Here is a 16952-nt window from a genome sequence, read left to right on the forward strand (position 1 = left end):
AACGACAGGGTGATTAAAAAGGGCTGCCGATCTGTTGATCGTGCAGCCCTTCCATTTATCTTTTAAAACGGCTATCTGGTGGTGATAATCTTATTCGGTAATGATCTCACATTTGATCTTTGCGCCGGCTTCTATCTTCTTGGCGATGTCCGCTCCGCCTTCTTTTACCAGGCATACTGAAAAGTTCTCATCTTCTACTTTCGCCACGGCAATCTTACCTAAGGTCTTTTTTCTGTGCATTTTCTTGCCATCTACAGTCAGATCTGTCAGTTCGTATACCCTGAACTCGTCCTGCTCTTTCAGGCCCGCTAGGCTGCCTGCAACAATCAACACCCTGATAGCGTCTCCGTTACTGCTTTTTTCTTCTATCTGGGCAATGGAAACTGCTGTTTTCAGGTTATCGCGAACGAATTTATCAATTTCAGGTCCCAGTCCTTTCAGTGCATCTTCAAAAGCAGCTTTACCCCTGCCAGCGCCAGTGAACCTGCTGGACGCCACTTCCTCTCCGGTGTTCACATCCACAACGGCCAGGTCGAACAACAGTTCAGATACATTGATATTGGTGATCCCTAAAGGGAGATTGGATGGTTTTGTTTCCAAGTTGGCTTTCAATATGTTACCAGTGATGATATATTGTGCGCCTAAAGATTTTGCCTGTGCCAGGGCTCCCGCATCGGGATTAGCCTGTCCTACTCCTGTCTTGATCTGATCCAGCTTATTTTTCTCCATCATAGAAAAACCCCTCAGTCTCAGGGTAGCATCATATACAGCGTCCTGTATGGCCGTTACATATTCAGTCCTACCAGCACTTTTAAAAGGTGCTACACCGATCAGGTTTTTGTTTTGTGCGAAAGCAGATGAGAAAGCAACAATGCCGCATAAAACGGATAATACTCTTTTTGTCATGGCTAGGTATTAATTTGAAATAGCGCTCAAAATTAACGACTATTCCCTTATATATATACTTTTTCTTGATAAATGACGCTAACCCGCTGGCTGATACTGCTTTACAGGCAGGATAAGCGTAAACGTTACTCCTCTTCCCACAGCTGTGATGAGGTAATTATGCCTATCCAACGATCCTGCGGGCAACGGCAAGCCGATACCGGGTTCTTCTTATTAATCTTCCGTATGCAAACGCTGAAAGGGTACAAATATTTTATGCGGATACTTTTCGTCAAAAGCTATCCCGATATACCTGATGGTAATATAGGGTATATGATGGGGTTTACTGCTTTAAGACCCATGCCTTAAACTTCAGGAAGGTGTCGGTCGCAGCATCCAGCATTCTTTGCTGCTGTTCTTCAGTACCATGGTAGCCATGGAGATAATGTGCAAATGTCTCCCAGTAAGACTCCGTATCAGCTCCATAACCATTGAAAAAAGTCATGGCCCCGGGCAACTCCGGCGACTGCACGTTACGCAGCAGCATATGATAGATCAGGTGTCCTTCCAATGTAAGGTATTCCAGTACATACATCACACCCAGCGCCTGTGCATTGTCTGTAATCTCAGGCAGGTCTGTACTGGAGGGAAGTTCATCTGCCGGCTTCCCGCTGATGGCAGCAATATCGTCCAGCAAGTGCGGCGCTTTCCTCCTCCGTCCAAATCCTCCCGGAAAGGAAATATCCATATGTGCAGCAATATGCTGTTCCAGCGGATAATAGTATCCGTAAAACAGTTCTAATAACCTGACATATTCCTCAGGCGTATTCACCTTCTTTATCATGGGGATCAGTACACTTTCCAGCTCCTGATGCTGTTTGTTCGTACGTTCCCTTAACAATTCGATCATTGTACAATGCAGTTATAGTTGTTAAGAGTAATTAAAAGTACGCTGAATAAATGTCAGGGCCGTGTGGAAAGATTTCTACGGTAGTTGTACAACGGTAAACCAGTAGGTATGCAGCATCCGGGTAAATGCCACCAGGTCTGAAAAATTTGAGGGTTTTATCGTATAACTGTTTACGCCAAGCTCATAGCATTTTGAGATATCCTTGGCTTCTGTGGATGTGGTCAGGATAATAATGGGTAACCATTTCAGGTTGGTATGTTCTTTTATCTCCCGTAATGCTTCGCGACCGTCTTTGCGGGGCATGTTCAGATCAAGCAATATAATACTGGGGAAAGGGTATTTTTCTTCATCTGCATATTTCCCCTGCCTGTTCAGATAAAACATCAGTTCTTCTCCATTCTCCACAAAAAGCAATTCCGCGTCAGCACCGCTTTCTTCAAATGCCACCTTAATAAGCTCCCTGTCGTCTGCGTCATCATCTGCCACAAGTATACATTTCCTGTTACGTAGCACCTTTTTGATCATCCAGTTTTCGATTTAACGACTAAAATTACTTAAATAAACTTGCAAAAATATTACAGGGAATGGGAATTGTGCCCTTAAAGATCCTGCCATCGAAGATGACAGGATCTTTAAGGACTTATAAATTTCAAGAAACTTTATTGTTGTGACTAAACGCCGGATTTGGGCTTAACAAACAGCACTTTTAATAGGAAGCTGTTGCAAAGGTACGTCTCAGTGTACCTTTATGACTGATCAAATCGGGAAAAAACATTACGATATAAGGAAATATCAGCGCAGTTTTAATCTCGTTTCAATCATACCGTTAAAAGAAGACGCCGGTCCCATGTGTACTACCGGTTCCGTTGGTTTAACCTTTCCGGCGGGATGGCCTTCTATAAAATTCAGCGCTGACATTACACAGGTCTCTCCCTCAACTCCAAAATCGTTCCTGACATCGTCTGCAGCAGGTATATCTACGTCCATTCCATGGAAATAATCACCATCTCCATTGGCATTCTGCATATAAAAATTGGACATGTACACGGTGTACTTATCGATCTTAATACCAAAGAAGCCTACAGGTTTTCCGTAAGTGGTCGCCCCTACCAGTTTTACCGGCATATAAGGCTTCAGGCTGTTAATAACCAGTTCACTGGCAGATGCGGTATTACCACTCACAATGAATACCACCTGTTTTACTGTGTTAAGCGCACCATCGCTGGTGAACTTAAATGTATTTTGGGCAATGGTGTAATCCAGGTCAGCATAAGTAGCCCAGTGCCCATTCCACATAACAGGTTGCCCTGCACTGTTGTAGTACTGCTGCTGTTTCAGGATGGGCACCTGTCCTTTCTGCATCAGGTCGTTGAAGTACTCGATGTACATCACTTTACCATCCAGTGAACTAGGCGCGATCTGGTTCACCAGGTATTCTGCCGTTTGTGTATAACCGCCTCCGTTATAACGTAAGTCTACTATCAATGAGGTTACTCCTGCTGTTACAAATTTGGAAAACGCCTGATCTATAGCTGCTTTGGTTATTTCATAGTTAGAGAAACGGCCATATGCGATGTATCCTACTTTCTGTGCTCCTGCATTGAGTATTGTTGTTTTCAGAACAGCTGAGGAAGTATACTTGCTCTTCGTCAGGTTGACCACTTCGGGTACTCCGGGTGTCTTTTCAACCGTCATTGTCACGCTGGATTTATCCAGAGCGGCTTCTATAAAGGTGCCGGACGATGAACTAACCGGTGTACCATTTATAGTTGTCACCTTCATTCCCCGGGTCAGACCGGCATTAGCTGCAGGAGATGCCGGATATACGATACGGATGCGGACTTCACTTCCTGAAGCGGAAAGCCCCAGCCCCAGGTCCTCTCCTTTATCATTGAGGTCAATAGTTCCTTTCCTGCCGCCATCAAGGCTTTCTTCTGTTATGAAGGAATATTTCGGATGACCGGGAACGCCTGAATACTCATAGGCTTCGCCGGTAATGGGATTGGTCTTGAATTGTGAAATGGCGTAAAGTTCCCGCTGATAATTGGACAGCACATTGCCGCCGGTGGCATATTGCCTGGGCTTAAAAACGTCCACCGCCGGTATTGCATCATACCACAGGTAAATCTGCTTGGCATAAAGATAGAGTGAATCCGTTGTCAACTGCTCCCGGGTACCTTCAGCAGGCGGGGTAGGTTGGTCTGTCTGCTTATCTTTTTTACAGGCAAACCACAACATGGATAAAAACAAAAGTTGGATTAGGGAATTTTTCTTTTTCACCTGGAAGGTTTTAAGATGACCGTAGAATAGTACAATCCGCTGAAATTACGAAAAAACGCAGACACCATTGACATCCAATGGCTCCGTTATTAGAAATAATAATTAAGCACTGATAATCAACATATAAATCATTACTATATCGGGGAAGACTTACCGGTGGCGCCTTATGCCATTATCCGCTGAAATATGCTCCGCCCTGGTGGGCCACTTGTTTGTAACCCGGCATGTTACCCGGGGCATTTTAAGGATATTTGCGAGTTGGACCGGCATTTGGGGCCTGGATGATCTAAATCAAAAATATTTAAAATATAATAATATCATAGACAAGAAAACATTATCCTGGATCAAACAAATACCTAAAGTATTGTTTACCAAATTCTTAATATCCCCACTTTTGGGGACTTCTAATTCTTGGGCCGGGGATTGACAAAAACAACATTTATAACTTTCTTTGCATTTCGAAATATTTGCCAGCTTTTATATACCACATTAGGGGAAACGGGATACGGGATTGTCATTTACAGTCTCCAATCAACCAATGTCAACAAGTGAACATAAATCCTTAAATATCAACTAAATCAATGGTTAAATTAGAGTACATCTGGCTGGATGGTTATCAGCCAACCCAAAGCCTTAGAAGTAAAACAAAGATAGAGAAAGACTTCAGTGGCAAAGTGGAAGATCTTCCAATGTGGAGCTTCGATGGTTCTTCTACCCGGCAGGCTCCAGGCGGTTCATCTGACTGTCTGTTAAAACCTGTTTTCCTCGTTAAGGATCCGCAGAGAAAAGATGCTTACCTCGTAATGTGTGAAGTACTGGATGCTTCCGGCAAACCACATCCTAGCAATGGACGCGCTACCATTGAAGACGACGATAACGACTTCTGGTTCGGCTTCGAGCAGGAGTATTTCTTATGGAGCCCTTCCAGCAACAAGCCACTGGGCTTCCCTGATGGTGGATATCCTAATCCGCAGGGCCAGTACTACTGCTCTGTTGGTAGCAACAACGCTTTCGGACGTGAGATCGTTGAAGAACACCTGGACGTGTGCCTGGAAGCAGGACTGAACGTAGAAGGTATCAATGCTGAAGTAGCTGCCGGTCAGTGGGAGTTCCAGATCTTCGCTAAAGGTGCGAAAGAAGCTGGTGACCAGATCTGGATCGCCCGTTATTTACTGGAAAGAATTGGTGAGAAATATGGTGTTTCCATCAACTGGCATTGTAAACCATTAGGTACACTGGACTGGAATGGTTCCGGTATGCACGCTAACTTCTCCAACACGTTGCTGAGAACAGCAGGTAACAAAGTTGTATACGATAAAGTGTGTGAAGCATTCCGCCCTGTTGTAAAAGAACATATCGACGTATACGGTGCTGACAACCATCTGCGTCTGACTGGCCTGCACGAAACTGCGTCCATTCATGACTTCAGTTATGGTGTTTCTGACCGTGGCGCATCTATCCGTATACCTGTAGCTACTGTAGAAAGAGGCTGGAAAGGTTATCTGGAAGACAGACGTCCAAATTCTGCAGCAGATCCATATAAAGTGGCTGCGAGAATCATCAAAACAGTAAAATCAGTAGCTGTATAAGCGTAGCTACTATATGCATGTAAATAATGAAAAAAGGGTGCGTCATTTCCATGATGCACCCTTTCCTTTTTGTCAGGCGGCTACCCTGGGAAAAGACTAGTTAAGTCTCTTGTAACGGAATTTTAAGAAGGGATAGTTATTAGCCTGTACAGTACTGTTTGGCGTACCGTTTGAATACAGGTCCTGTAACTGTACCTTGTATTTCACACCTGCATCGGTAGTTACGATCAGGGTTACTTCTACACCCCATTCAGCAATAGGATATACAATGTGATTCACTACATCATAATTATACCATCCCGGATGAGCAGTATTGATAGTTGTATTGCCGGTAGGAGGACCAGTCAGGATACGGTTGTAACCGAATACGGATACAGTAGTACCTACAGTGCTGGCAGTTACATTGGCAAAGGAAGTTGACGCGGTATATTGTAAGGCATAACCGGATGGCACTCTGATATCAGCATTGGCAGTGCCATTGAAGATCAGATCATAACCATCACAGCCGCCATCATTGTCAGCAAGACTGTAGTAATAAGTAGAATGAGCAACATGCGGAGGATTGCCGGTTGTACCCTGTACTCCCTGGAAGAATTCTGCCACATTATACACACCACTGGCATCTAGTGTTACAGTACCATAAGTACTGTCGCAGTTGAAAGAAACTGTCTGGCCGGTGCCGGGATTAGTAGCAGCAATAGCCTGGTCAGCGCCTGGCACTGAAGGTGCCGCCTGTTCACCTTCCTTCTGGCAGGAAGAGAAGATGGCTACTGATACCAGCGCCATCGCAACCAGTGAACGAGAAATATTTTTTGTAGTTTTGACTGCTGATTTGGGGGCAGTGTCTAAGATTTTCATTTTTAGCGTTTTAAAATGTTAAGGATAAGATATTTGTTCCCGGATCTTCCGGGAGCCGGACAGTTCCAGTGTCTGGCTCTCTTCATTTCCAGGACGGCAGCCGCCGTAAACAATGCGCCATTTATTCTGTAATGATCAGCACCGGGTTAATTGTTCCTGCACGCAGGTATACCGTCGCTCCCAGATAGTTCTGGAACGCAGCATGTAAAAGATTATAGTTCCCCAGCGGGAAAGCAGCAGGTATACGATAAGTTACACTGGTCAGATCAAAGGCCACCAGCTCCAGGTTGTAATACGTCTGACCGCCGGCTAGCCTTGCTCTTCCAGCAACCATACCTCTCATATTGGCGCCGCTGAGTGTAAATGTTCCTCCCCTCTTTAATGTGAAAGCCGCTGTTACGCCATCAACACTGGGAAAAGGATAAATGATCTTCACATAGTCCCTCTCACTGGTAAGGGTTTGTGCACCGGAAACTATCCTCAACCTATAACTACCGGTGTCCACCGCAGGTGTAGCTATATTGACCGAATATTCATTGGCGCCCAGTTCCGTAAAACTATTGATCACACATCTGGTTGTAGCTCCTGATGCAGCTACCAGGTAAGCTGCCGTGAAAGTAGTATCCGGTATCACATAAGTAATGCCGCCGATGTCTGTAGTAGCATCCAGCCTTCCCACAACATCCGTTTCATCGTTGATCAATAGGTCTGGCTGATTAACAACCACACGCAGTTTATAAGTGGCCTTAGCCCCTGATTCCGCTGTCACTACATAAGACACGCTGTCTTTTAAAGACACCCGTGCTCCCGATGCAGGCGATACCACTGCATGTTCAGAAATAGAGAGTAATGGTGCAATAGAATCGGGCAGTGGATGATCGAAAGGCCAGTACAATATAATACTGCCATTGCTGATCGCTGCAGGGATGGTGTCTCCCACACCGGCTACTACCTGGAAGGTTTGCAGCTCGTTATAAGGATAAGGCGCCTGCACAGTTTCCTTACTACAGGCGCCTATGGTCAGCCATAGCAGTAAAGCTGCGGCTGTCAGTTGCATGGTAGGTATATTAAAAAGTTTCATGTACACGTGTTGGTTTAGCTGTTAAAGGAGCGCTTAGCGTGATTGTATCTTTACCGGATTCTTCATGGTGGCAGAACGGGTATATGATGTTACCCTGATCCGGTATAAGCCTTCCGGCACCTGCTCTGCAGCAGGCACGGTAGCACCTATCCTGGTCGTGTAATTGTCCCCGTTCACGGCAGTGTATACAACGGCGCCCTCTTCATTCAGATAACTGATGGTAGAGAAAATACCCAGCAACTCCTGCTGCGGAATAAAGTTCTTACCGGTGATATCAAAGAAGTTGAATTCAAAAGTGGCCGGCTTACTGTGATATAATACGGTTGGATTAGCCGGATCGGGCGACAGCTCATCCAGCGTGATCTCCGGCTGCTGGGTAGTAAACAGTAATTTATAGGTTGCTTTACTCCCATCTTTTCCTGTCACTACATATTCAATGTTGGCGCCCTCTGTCAGTTTCTTCGTAATACTGTCTATCAATACGCCGCTGGCAGGGCTTACCGATGCACCTTCAGAAACGGTGATTTCAGGCTGTATAGTGGTCAGATAGTAATAGTATGGAAGAATGACGGTAATTGTCCCTTCCCCGTCATTTACAGCCCCGTAGACCGGCTCTTCCGGCACGTTAGTGATCTTGTAGGAAAGTATCCTGTTGGTGGCCAGGGCCGGTACTTCAATTGTTTCCGTTTTTTTACAGGCAGCTGCCAGCATTATTGCCGGTAACGCCGGCAGTAGCAGGTGTTTGATCTTCATTGCGGGTATATATTGAGAATGATTATTTCAGGTCCAGCTGTTTGCTGCCATCTTTCTGAATAGCGTATTTAAAGCTCACAAAGCCCGGTTTATCGGAGCGTGTAGGTTGTTCCGGCGCTCCTTTGTAAATACTGTAGATCACCATCTTGGCGTAATGCCCCTTCGCTGTTTTTATGATCAGCGTACGCGGCATACTGTAACAGATATGCGCTACACTATCAGGATTGGCGTCAGGGAACTGCAAACCATAAAAATCGTAAAAAGCCCATCCATCTGTGCTGGGACCGAAGTAATCCAGCCCGATGCCATCATTGGTGAGCAACTGATCATCACTGACAGGTACCGTTTTCACATGCGCAAAAGCACTGTCAAACAAACGACGGGCAGGAATAGTCTTCATCGCTTTCTGCGGACCGGTATAATATTCCGCATCAATAGCAGCATCTTTCACCAGGTAGATCCCTCCTGCTCCTGGTCCGCCGTAGCCGGGTGAATACTTTGCCTTACCGTTATTGATAAGAAGAGTACTGTTGTATGTACCGGTGAAGGCAACATCCCAGTTGGCCGTCTGCACCTGCGATGCAGGAATAACCTTCTGGTCTTCCAGGCTATAGTAGAACGCTTTTGCAGCAGCGCCGGAAGTAGCGGCAGTATCAGCAGCAAGATTCAATAAAGTGTATACGCCTGTCTTCACCTCCACAATAGTTGTATCATCGGGAGGATTGACATCCGGTGTATCAGTATCACTTTTAGAGCAGGCGATGGCAAACATGGCCAGGGCCATGCATAAGAGATTGGTTTTTTGCATAGAAGTTAATGTGCTTAATCAGGTAATTACTTTCAGGGAGTTCTCAGGTTACGGCTTCCGTCCTCCTGCACATAATAGCGGAAGGTAAAGTAAGGCGCAGGCCAGTACAGGTCTGTAACTGCCGGTGGATTTCCCTGGTATACATTGATCAGTTCCAGCTTGGCGTATTTACCTTCTGCTGTCATGATGACAAAGGTCCGGTTCTTAATAGGTATCGCCAGATGCGTGGTCAGTGAATAAAAGTACCAACCAGTATTATACACCTGCGGATAACCATCCCATCCCGTGAACTTCAGGTTATTCTCTTTCATTTCCTCTATGGTGGGAGCTGCGGTCACCTTTGCATAAGGAGAATCCACCGCTACGATCAGGCCCTTTCCCGGGCCGCCATATCCGGGGCCGTTGGGATTGCTACCATCATTTACATAAACCAGCGCATTGTACACATCCGTAAAAGCAATGTCCCAGCTGGCGCTTTTCCTGTTGGCAGCAGAGCTGTCCCACGATTGCAGTTTGCCCTTCAGTTTGAAATAAAAAGGCTTGAACGGACGCCGTTCCTTTCCCTCTACCCCATCAGCAACAGAGGCTTCCGTATCGCCGGCCAGATCATAGATCACTGTGCTGACGCCATCTTCATAGTTCGTCTTTGTATCATTATTCTCGTCCTTCTTACAGGATGCAATGGTTAACATCAGTGTTGTTAACAGACAAATATGGATTGTATATCGCATGGTTGTATTTATTTAAACATCCGCCATTTCAGTCCGGCCATGAGTATTCGCCCTGGTTGTCCTGGCATCAGCATATCAGTATAATTCATCAGGTTATCCGCTGTTAACTGCGCGGATAAATGATCTTTGCAAAATTTCTTTTCGATGGATGCATATAGCATTGCATACCCCGCTATGAACGTATCATACCTGTCCAGGAAACGGTTGTTGTTCGCGTCATCATATCCGGCCTTACTCCTGTAGGTAACGCGGAAAGTAGCGTTGATACCCCAGGGCGCATACTCATAGAATATCCGCATATTGGCCATATGCCTGGACCTGTTCTCAAGACCGATGTAGTCACTTACTTTTGATGTAGCTGTTTCACCGGTATTACTGTTCCTCACTTTATTGTAAGGATATCCTCCTGCACGGATGGAATCCATTATCCCCCGGTCCTTTGCATACAGCAGCTGGTATCCGGCAGAAATATCCAGTCCTGTCAGAGGGCTTACAGACACACCCGCTTCTATACCGGCAGTATAAGACCTGTCAAGATTGATATAGGAATAAACAGGCTGATAGTTGGTTCTTGTCGCCACCTGTACAGTATTAATAAAGTTGTGCAGGCTATTGTAGAAGACATTCACATCCAGCTTTACGACACTATGCGGCTGTACACTGATACCGGCATTGTAAGACACAGATGTTTCCGGTTTAAGTGCCGCGTTAATGTTCTTCGCTATAGGTCTTACTTCACTGATCAGTCCTGCCGCCTGCATTTCAGCTAATGTAGTTGCCGCCTCTTCTACTCCCAGTACGGTATAACCTGCCTGTGGATTGGTAAAGACCTGGTAGCGTTTCTTAAAATCAGGTGTTTTATACCCTGTGCCTACGGCTGCTTTTAATATGATCCTGTCAGTAATACTATAGCTGATACCCACACTTGGATTCAATCTCCCGCCATAGTAATTATGATGATCATACCGCACGCCGGCGCGTGTAGTCAGCTTGCTGAATATCTTCCAGTCCCCCTGCAGATAAGCATATCCACTGCGCATATTATTACCACCATGCAACTCTGTATCATCCATTGTTTCCAGGTTGATGCCCGCTCCTCCGGTAAAGGACAATTTATCTGCAGGCGTATATAATACCTGTTCTTCAAAGCGGTGAAAGTATTGTGTAAATTCATTATCCTTTAGCGCCACCTGTTTACCGGTGCTTACATCCTGGCTGGAACTGTAACGGGTAAGATAGTATTGGCTGTTCAGCCGGAATTTGCTGTTAAAAGCTGATTGCAACACAGCGGATGCATTGACATCACTTTCACTCAGCACATCCTTGGTACTGTTTTCCGTCTGACCAGTGCCGTACACTGATTCATTCAGTGAATTACGCAAGGCCCATCTGCCGGAAAGGAACAACTGCTGGCTATTACTGACGCGACAGCGCAGACGTGATTGCATACTATAGCTGTCATAAGGTGGAGCAGTAGCGCCTCTGCGCAGATAGCTATTTACATTATATCCATCTGTATGATAGTAGTTGCCGGACAATGAAAGGGAGGCCTTCTCTTTTGCAAAAGGCATCTCTCCTTCCACTGTGGCATCCTGCGTATTCTGCGAACCGTAGCGCACAATAACCTGTGCCTGCGGTGACGTGATCTTCTGCCGGGTAATGATATTCACCACTCCTCCCAGGGCTTCACTTCCAAATAAACTGGAAGATGCACCCTTTACAATCTCTATCCGTTCAATGTCTGACACGGTGATACGTGACAGGTCAAAGTTCCCCGCATTTCTTCCAATCATAGGCTGTCCATCTATCAGGATCAGGATGTAATCGGAACTGAATCCCTGCATCTGCATCCCGATAGCGCGTGAACCAGCAGCAATATCATTGACGATATTTACACCGGTCTGTTCCCGCATTACCTCATCAAGCCTGCGGCTGCCCATCATGTCCAGTGTTTTCCTGCTGATGACCGTTACCGGCATGGCAGCTTTACTGGTAAGCGTTTCCAGGCGAACAGCTTTTACCTCCACTCCACGCAGCGCTTTCGCCCTGGTGGCAGTATCAGTCTGTGCCATGGCCTTATGAGCGCCAGCACACAATAGTATGATAGTAATGCACAGTTCCTTTCCGGTATACATTGGTCAAAATGCTGGTACGAATAATAGATCTCTTCTAGCTGGCCGATTTCACCAGCTTGTACTCAATAACAGGGTATCCTCTTGTACCACCATCATTCAGACCCATGCTGACGAATTTCAGTTTATAGTAATTGCCATTGGCATCCTTTACGATGTAATAGAAGTTTTTGTAGATACCGTTACCTGTAGTAGCTCTCCAGCTGCTACCGATGGCATCGCGGGTAGTTACAAAGGTTTGTGCAGCGATATTATCTGCTGTGAAATTGTTATAGCTTACTGTATTACTGTCTACTTTCGCAGCGGTCACACCTGCATACTGATTGATCACTACAAAGTCAGAGAAGAAATAAGGAAAAGTAGCGGTATAGTAAGCCGCGTAAGACCAGGCAATATCCCATTGAGTCTTTTTAGGTTCCACATTTACAGTGGCTCCATTGTCCAGCGAGAAGAAGGTAAAGTTGTAGTTATTGTCTTTGCTGATGCTAGCAGTTTTGATAGTCGTTTCTTTCAGCTTTGCATACTGCAGTGTATAACCATCTCCATTGCGTGTAACAAGGATCTTATACCAGGTAGCTGGATCTGCTGCAGAAGCATTCTCCGGTTTCACGAGGTATACATGATTACTTGACGCAGTAGCAGATACTTCAGCGATCACTGTTTTAGTCAGGTCGCCAAATACATCATCGATCATACTCAGTGTACCTGCCCCCTGACCAATAGCCAGGCTCACACCTGCGGTATCGTCAATGTTTACAGTGCTGATGTCTGTTTTACTCAATGCAACAGCACTCATAGAAGTGAAGCTATTAAGTATAACACGGTATGATGAACCGCCATAAAAGCCGAGTGACCAGCTGGCACGTGCTCTTGTAGCAGTAGAGTCTGAACTGAAGTCTACATAAACGGTATTAGGGGAGCCAGTACCACCGCCGCCATTCAGGGTCAGTTGCGAGCCATCTGAAGGAGGTATTACCACGGCGGCATCCTCGTCCTTACTACATGCACTGAATAATCCTGTTCCTATAGCAAGTACGAGAAAAAGTCTGCTTAATTTCATAGCCATCTTTTGTTTTTGCATTGTATTTATTTAATCGATAATTATTTTTTGCTGTTCCAGTTTTAATGACTGCGGAGCATATTGCCCTGTTACCACTACGTCACGCAAACGTACTGAATCAGATATAACGGTAGCCGGTGCGGCGGACTGCGCCCATGCGCCGTTACACAATGCAATAGAAAGTCCCAGCACAATAAGATGTGACCTCATAAAGTATAATAGCATTAACCCCTTAAGAGTTGTTAGAATAAAAGATCCCCTGTCGCCATATTGATATAAGACAATACAGCGGCCGATGCGGATGCATTACCAGTGTTAAATGAAATATGTTATTGTATTACACGAACTACAGCGGAGAATGTAGTTATTGTATAATATTGGCGGAGTAATAATACATGCAAAGAAAGCATGTAGCGGACAAATAAGTTTATCTATTCAGGAAAATCATTTACGCGAAAAGGAAAAACTATCTGATCAATTCATATACCTGTTGGAGTAATATGGCTTCACTCATGGCGTCTTTCATATCCCGCCATTCCGGCTGAGTAAAAGTGAAACTGATATCCCGGCATGGAGAGTGTACCACTACACGTTCTTCTCCGTCCGGAAATATCATAGAGCAATCGTGAAAGTGCTGGTGCTCCAATGTTTCATAGAATAGCTGGAAATCCTGTGGTGTGAAGTTCAGGACCAGGTTATTATGCCAGATATATACCGTCTGGCAATTTGCACAATGGCTGATGTGGGCCTGGTTTTTCCTGCACAATGTTCTGATATCGCACATAATGTTTTAGTTACAAACACGGAACTCCTGGGGGAGTATTGTGTCACATTAAAAATGTTGGGCGTATCTCAGTAAGCGCTGCATGCCTGTACTGCAAAGCGGCAGAGGCAGCTTTCACTGAGCTATTTTCTGAGGATAGTAAATATTTTTTTGGAGCTGACAAACAATGGATGTTCGCAGCATTATTATATATCAATCAATCACTCTTTACGCAATTCAAAAATAGGAAGTAGTGGCAAGGATGGATGCTCAAATGAGGAAAACGATTTGTCTATTAGGGAAAATGTCGGAACAGATATCCAGGAGTAATATGCAAAAAAGCCACGCATTACTGCATGGCTGGCGAATGTATAGATCAAACAGCTAATTTGCCTGTTTACTTCAGATTGCTTGTGAAGAACGTTGCGAGCCTGTCAAAAGGAATTATGTCGGTTTTATCGTACAGGTCAACGTGACGGACATTGGGAATAATCATCAACTCTTTAGGCGCTGCGGCAGCATTGTAAGCATCTTCGCTGAAATAGCGGGAGTGCGCATTTTCACCGGCAATTAATAAAACCGGCCGTGGTGCGATTTCTTTGATGTAAGTCAGCAGCGGCATATTCATGAATGATAGCGCATTGGTTGCCGTCCACGCACCGTTTGAGTTAATTGAACGGGGATGAAAACCACGCCCGGTTTTATAATAATTGAAATAATCAACTACGAACTGGGGTTCATTGCCCTGCAATTTTTCAGGTAGATTGTTTGTGGATGGAGCAGGTGTACCATTTTTTGCATCTTCCCAGCGTTGCTGGCTCATTTGCTCCAGCATTTTTGAGCGTTCATCTGCTGTGAGTTTATCATAGTAACCTTTTGACATCACGCGGGACATATCATACATGCTGGTAGTGGCAACAGCTTTGATGCGTTTGTCCACAGCGGTGGCGTTCAGTGCCATACCAGCCCAACCACATATGCCGATCACGCCGATACGGTTTCTATCTAAAAAACCCTGCAGCCCCAAAAAATCTACAGCCGCACTGAAATCTTCAGTATTGATGTCCGGTGAAGCCACATTACGCGGTTCGCCTCCGCTCTCACCAGTATAAGAAGGATCAAATGCAAGGGCAGCAAAGCCACGCTCTGCCATGTTTTGTGCATACAATCCAGAAGATTGCTCTTTCACTGCACCAAACGGCCCACTGATAGCCAGTGCTGCTATTGGTTCACTGCCACGATTTTTAGGAAGATATAAGTCGCCGGTCAGTACAATACCATACCGGTTTTTAAAACTTACCTTTTCTCTTGTCACTTTATCACTCAGTGTGAAAGTGTAACGCCCTGTTTGCGATGTATTATCCATTTTCTTGTTTTCTACTTGTTTAGTATTTTGTGCGAATAACTTACCTGCAACGATCAGCGAAGTAATCGCGATAAATATTGCCCTTTTCATATTCAGGGGATTTGTTTAATAATTTTGGCTGGAATGCCAGCAACTACGGTATTGTCAGGGATATCCCTGCTAACTACTGCGCCGGCTGCAACAACGGCATTTTCACCTACAGTCACACCGGGCAGAATAGTAGCACCAGCGCCAATCCAGGCGTTGCGTTTAATCAGAATGGGCTTGCATAACATGCCGCGCCGATTGGCAGGATCTAAAGGATGATTTTCGGTGATCAGGTTTACTTTCGGCCCTATCAGTACGTGGTCTTCAAGGGAAATACCGCCCATATCCAGGAAGGAACAGGCATGATTGATGAAAACATGTTTGCCGATATTTATAAATCGCCCAAAGTTGGTGTGAAAAGGAGCAAATATTGTTGTGCTATCGTCTAGCGGCGAACCGATGATCTCACTCAATATACGGCGCACCTCATCTATATCCGTCGCAGCGTTCAATGCGGGAGATAATGCCAGCGTGCGGCTTACTATTGCATCTACTTTGTGAAATTCGGGGTCATGGATATGCACCAGTTCACCCGCCTTTAATCTCTGGAAGATATCTTTCATACCGCAAAGTTCCCCTATCGGGTATTTGCAGGCTAATGAATTTCAATCCAATCATTAAGGATTTCAAATCACAGCTGCCCTGAAAGCCGAGGGACTACTTCCGGTTCGCTTTTTGAAGAAGTTATTGAAATAGGTAGGGTATTCAAATCCCAGTGCATAGGCAATCTCTGCAACATTCCAGTCTGTATGTTGTAGTAACGCTTTTGCTTCACGGGTAATACGCTCAGTAATGTGAGTTGTTGTCGATTTACCGGTCGTTTCTTTTACAGCTTTATTGAGGTAGTTTACATGGATAGCAAATGCTTTCGCATAGTCATTGGCAGTTTTCAGGGTCAATGGACGGTCGGCGGTTTCCACCGGAAACTGGCGCTCCAGCAACTCCAGGAAAAGTGTTGTAATCCGGGTTAGCGCATTCTTATGCTGATCGAAGTGCTCGGAAGGCTGCAGCTTCAGCGCCTCATGGATGATCAGGTTGACGTAGTTACGCATCAGATCATCTTTATAAACATAATCTGCTTGCTGCTCATCTATCATCTTCTGAAAGATACTGTTTAAAAACAGACGCTGTGATTCTGTGATTTTCAAAATAGGAGTGCCGCCGATTTTAAACAAAGGCGACTGTTGCAGGCTTTCCGAGCGCTCCGATTGCTTGAGAAAATCCGCCGAAAAAAGGCAGGTGTAGCCGACATAGGTTGTTGAAAGTGTTTCCCAGGAATAAGGTATATGCGGATTTCCAAAGAACAAAATCGTGCCCTCCTCCTGAAAACTACGATCTGCGTAATGGATGATACTTTTTCCCGTAGTCAGGCAGATTTTGTAAAAATCTTTCCTGCTATATATTTTAGTCGCATTGCTGTCACTTTCAATCTGCCAGACGTTGAAGCCTTTTAGTTTCAACTCATTATTAAACTCTGATATGGAACGTTCAATTTTACTCCCCATATCGCAAAGTTAAGAAATTCAATACAAACGCATGTTCAGTCGGTAATACCGGTGTCTATGCCGTGAGCTCATGAATTTCCAGGCGCTTACGAACTTCTAATTCATTACCATCCCGCGGGGTTGCACCGGGGCTACAAACACGAC

17 protein-coding genes are annotated in these 16952 nt (G+C 45.2%); 1 reads left to right on the forward strand and 16 read right to left on the reverse strand.

Annotation, left to right across the window (positions count from 1 at the left end; translation table 11 throughout):
- Nucleotides 1-90 precede the first annotated feature (90 nt).
- The 4 genes from F3I09_RS03800 to F3I09_RS03815 form a co-directional block, all read right to left on the reverse strand.
- The gene (locus tag F3I09_RS03800) at nucleotides 91-906 is read right to left on the reverse strand and encodes a hypothetical protein (RefSeq protein ID WP_149693700.1); all 816 of its coding nucleotides are present in this window, start codon (nucleotides 904-906) and stop codon (nucleotides 91-93) included.
- A gap of 322 nt (nucleotides 907-1228) precedes the next feature.
- Nucleotides 1229-1795 (reverse strand): biliverdin-producing heme oxygenase, encoded by a 567-nt coding sequence (locus F3I09_RS03805; protein ID WP_149693701.1) that lies wholly within the window; start codon nucleotides 1793-1795, stop codon nucleotides 1229-1231.
- Nucleotides 1796-1870: 75 nt separating this feature from the next.
- Nucleotides 1871-2320, reverse strand: a complete 450-nt coding sequence (locus F3I09_RS03810; RefSeq protein ID WP_149693702.1) for a response regulator — start codon at nucleotides 2318-2320, stop codon at nucleotides 1871-1873.
- Nucleotides 2321-2587: 267 nt separating this feature from the next.
- Complete coding sequence (locus F3I09_RS03815; protein ID WP_149693703.1) at nucleotides 2588-4075, reverse strand: S41 family peptidase; 1488 nt, start codon at nucleotides 4073-4075, stop codon at nucleotides 2588-2590.
- Between the two features lie 581 nt (nucleotides 4076-4656).
- On the opposite strand from F3I09_RS03815, the gene F3I09_RS03820 reads away from it, so the two are divergent.
- The gene (locus tag F3I09_RS03820; protein WP_149693704.1) at nucleotides 4657-5664 is read left to right on the forward strand and encodes a glutamine synthetase beta-grasp domain-containing protein; all 1008 of its coding nucleotides are present in this window, start codon (nucleotides 4657-4659) and stop codon (nucleotides 5662-5664) included.
- Between the two features lie 96 nt (nucleotides 5665-5760).
- Here the strand turns inward: F3I09_RS03820 and F3I09_RS03825 are convergent, their stop codons facing one another.
- The 12 genes from F3I09_RS03825 to F3I09_RS03880 form a co-directional block, all read right to left on the reverse strand.
- On the reverse strand, nucleotides 5761-6522 hold the full coding sequence (locus F3I09_RS03825) for a hypothetical protein (RefSeq protein WP_149693705.1): 762 nt from the start codon (nucleotides 6520-6522) through the stop codon (nucleotides 5761-5763).
- Nucleotides 6523-6643: 121 nt separating this feature from the next.
- Nucleotides 6644-7603, reverse strand: a complete 960-nt coding sequence (locus F3I09_RS03830; RefSeq protein WP_149693706.1) for a hypothetical protein — start codon at nucleotides 7601-7603, stop codon at nucleotides 6644-6646.
- Nucleotides 7604-7636: 33 nt separating this feature from the next.
- Nucleotides 7637-8356: a hypothetical protein gene (locus tag F3I09_RS03835; protein WP_149693707.1), complete on the reverse strand. Its 720-nt coding sequence runs from the start codon at nucleotides 8354-8356 to the stop codon at nucleotides 7637-7639.
- Nucleotides 8357-8378: 22 nt separating this feature from the next.
- Entirely contained in the window at nucleotides 8379-9164 is a 786-nt protein-coding gene (locus tag F3I09_RS03840; protein WP_149693708.1) for an HmuY family protein, read from the reverse strand.
- 32 nt (nucleotides 9165-9196) lie between these two features.
- A complete protein-coding gene (locus F3I09_RS03845; protein ID WP_223233122.1) occupies nucleotides 9197-9895 on the reverse strand; it encodes an HmuY family protein in 699 nt (232 codons plus the stop codon).
- A gap of 8 nt (nucleotides 9896-9903) precedes the next feature.
- On the reverse strand, nucleotides 9904-12030 hold the full coding sequence (locus tag F3I09_RS03850; RefSeq protein WP_149693709.1) for a TonB-dependent siderophore receptor: 2127 nt from the start codon (nucleotides 12028-12030) through the stop codon (nucleotides 9904-9906).
- Nucleotides 12031-12064: 34 nt separating this feature from the next.
- The gene (locus tag F3I09_RS03855; RefSeq protein WP_188133671.1) at nucleotides 12065-13087 is read right to left on the reverse strand and encodes an HmuY family protein; all 1023 of its coding nucleotides are present in this window, start codon (nucleotides 13085-13087) and stop codon (nucleotides 12065-12067) included.
- A gap of 30 nt (nucleotides 13088-13117) precedes the next feature.
- The gene (locus F3I09_RS03860; protein WP_188133672.1) at nucleotides 13118-13297 is read right to left on the reverse strand and encodes a hypothetical protein; all 180 of its coding nucleotides are present in this window, start codon (nucleotides 13295-13297) and stop codon (nucleotides 13118-13120) included.
- Nucleotides 13298-13553: 256 nt separating this feature from the next.
- Nucleotides 13554-13871 (reverse strand): DUF6686 family protein, encoded by a 318-nt coding sequence (locus tag F3I09_RS03865; RefSeq protein ID WP_223233123.1) that lies wholly within the window; start codon nucleotides 13869-13871, stop codon nucleotides 13554-13556.
- Between the two features lie 376 nt (nucleotides 13872-14247).
- Complete coding sequence (locus F3I09_RS03870) at nucleotides 14248-15306, reverse strand: alpha/beta hydrolase (RefSeq protein WP_149693712.1); 1059 nt, start codon at nucleotides 15304-15306, stop codon at nucleotides 14248-14250.
- A gap of 2 nt (nucleotides 15307-15308) precedes the next feature.
- Nucleotides 15309-15866, reverse strand: coding sequence for a DapH/DapD/GlmU-related protein (locus tag F3I09_RS03875; RefSeq protein ID WP_149693713.1), 558 nt, complete (start codon nucleotides 15864-15866; stop codon nucleotides 15309-15311).
- A 63-nt stretch (nucleotides 15867-15929) separates the two neighbouring features.
- Nucleotides 15930-16808 carry an AraC family transcriptional regulator gene (locus tag F3I09_RS03880; protein ID WP_149693714.1) on the reverse strand — a complete coding sequence of 293 codons (879 nt, stop codon included), beginning with the start codon at nucleotides 16806-16808 and terminating at the stop codon, nucleotides 15930-15932.
- Nucleotides 16809-16952 lie beyond the last annotated feature (144 nt).

It is taken from the genome of Chitinophaga sp. CF418 (genome assembly GCF_900142925.1).
Lineage (GTDB): Bacteria > Bacteroidota > Bacteroidia > Chitinophagales > Chitinophagaceae > Chitinophaga.

Bases quoted from the DNA above. Each gene is read 5' to 3' on its own strand.
- F3I09_RS03840 (WP_149693708.1), bottom strand. From the start codon at position 9,164: ATGCAAAAAACCAATCTCTTATGCATGGCCCTGGCCATGTTTGCCATC.
- F3I09_RS03860 (WP_188133672.1), bottom strand. From the start codon at position 13,297: ATGAGGTCACATCTTATTGTGCTGGGACTTTCTATTGCATTGTGTAAC.
- F3I09_RS03845 (WP_223233122.1), bottom strand. From the start codon at position 9,895: ATGCGATATACAATCCATATTTGTCTGTTAACAACACTGATGTTAACC.
- F3I09_RS03850 (WP_149693709.1), bottom strand. From the start codon at position 12,030: ATGTATACCGGAAAGGAACTGTGCATTACTATCATACTATTGTGTGCT.
- F3I09_RS03830 (WP_149693706.1), bottom strand. From the start codon at position 7,603: ATGAAACTTTTTAATATACCTACCATGCAACTGACAGCCGCAGCTTTA.
- F3I09_RS03825 (WP_149693705.1), bottom strand. From the start codon at position 6,522: ATGAAAATCTTAGACACTGCCCCCAAATCAGCAGTCAAAACTACAAAA.
- F3I09_RS03800 (WP_149693700.1), bottom strand. From the start codon at position 906: ATGACAAAAAGAGTATTATCCGTTTTATGCGGCATTGTTGCTTTCTCA.
- F3I09_RS03805 (WP_149693701.1), bottom strand. From the start codon at position 1,795: ATGATCGAATTGTTAAGGGAACGTACGAACAAACAGCATCAGGAGCTG.
- F3I09_RS03810 (WP_149693702.1), bottom strand. From the start codon at position 2,320: ATGATCAAAAAGGTGCTACGTAACAGGAAATGTATACTTGTGGCAGAT.
- F3I09_RS03870 (WP_149693712.1), bottom strand. From the start codon at position 15,306: ATGAAAAGGGCAATATTTATCGCGATTACTTCGCTGATCGTTGCAGGT.
- F3I09_RS03880 (WP_149693714.1), bottom strand. From the start codon at position 16,808: ATGGGGAGTAAAATTGAACGTTCCATATCAGAGTTTAATAATGAGTTG.
- F3I09_RS03835 (WP_149693707.1), bottom strand. From the start codon at position 8,356: ATGAAGATCAAACACCTGCTACTGCCGGCGTTACCGGCAATAATGCTG.
- F3I09_RS03855 (WP_188133671.1), bottom strand. From the start codon at position 13,087: ATGAAATTAAGCAGACTTTTTCTCGTACTTGCTATAGGAACAGGATTA.
- F3I09_RS03820 (WP_149693704.1), top strand. From the start codon at position 4,657: ATGGTTAAATTAGAGTACATCTGGCTGGATGGTTATCAGCCAACCCAA.
- F3I09_RS03865 (WP_223233123.1), bottom strand. From the start codon at position 13,871: ATGTGCGATATCAGAACATTGTGCAGGAAAAACCAGGCCCACATCAGC.
- F3I09_RS03875 (WP_149693713.1), bottom strand. From the start codon at position 15,866: ATGAAAGATATCTTCCAGAGATTAAAGGCGGGTGAACTGGTGCATATC.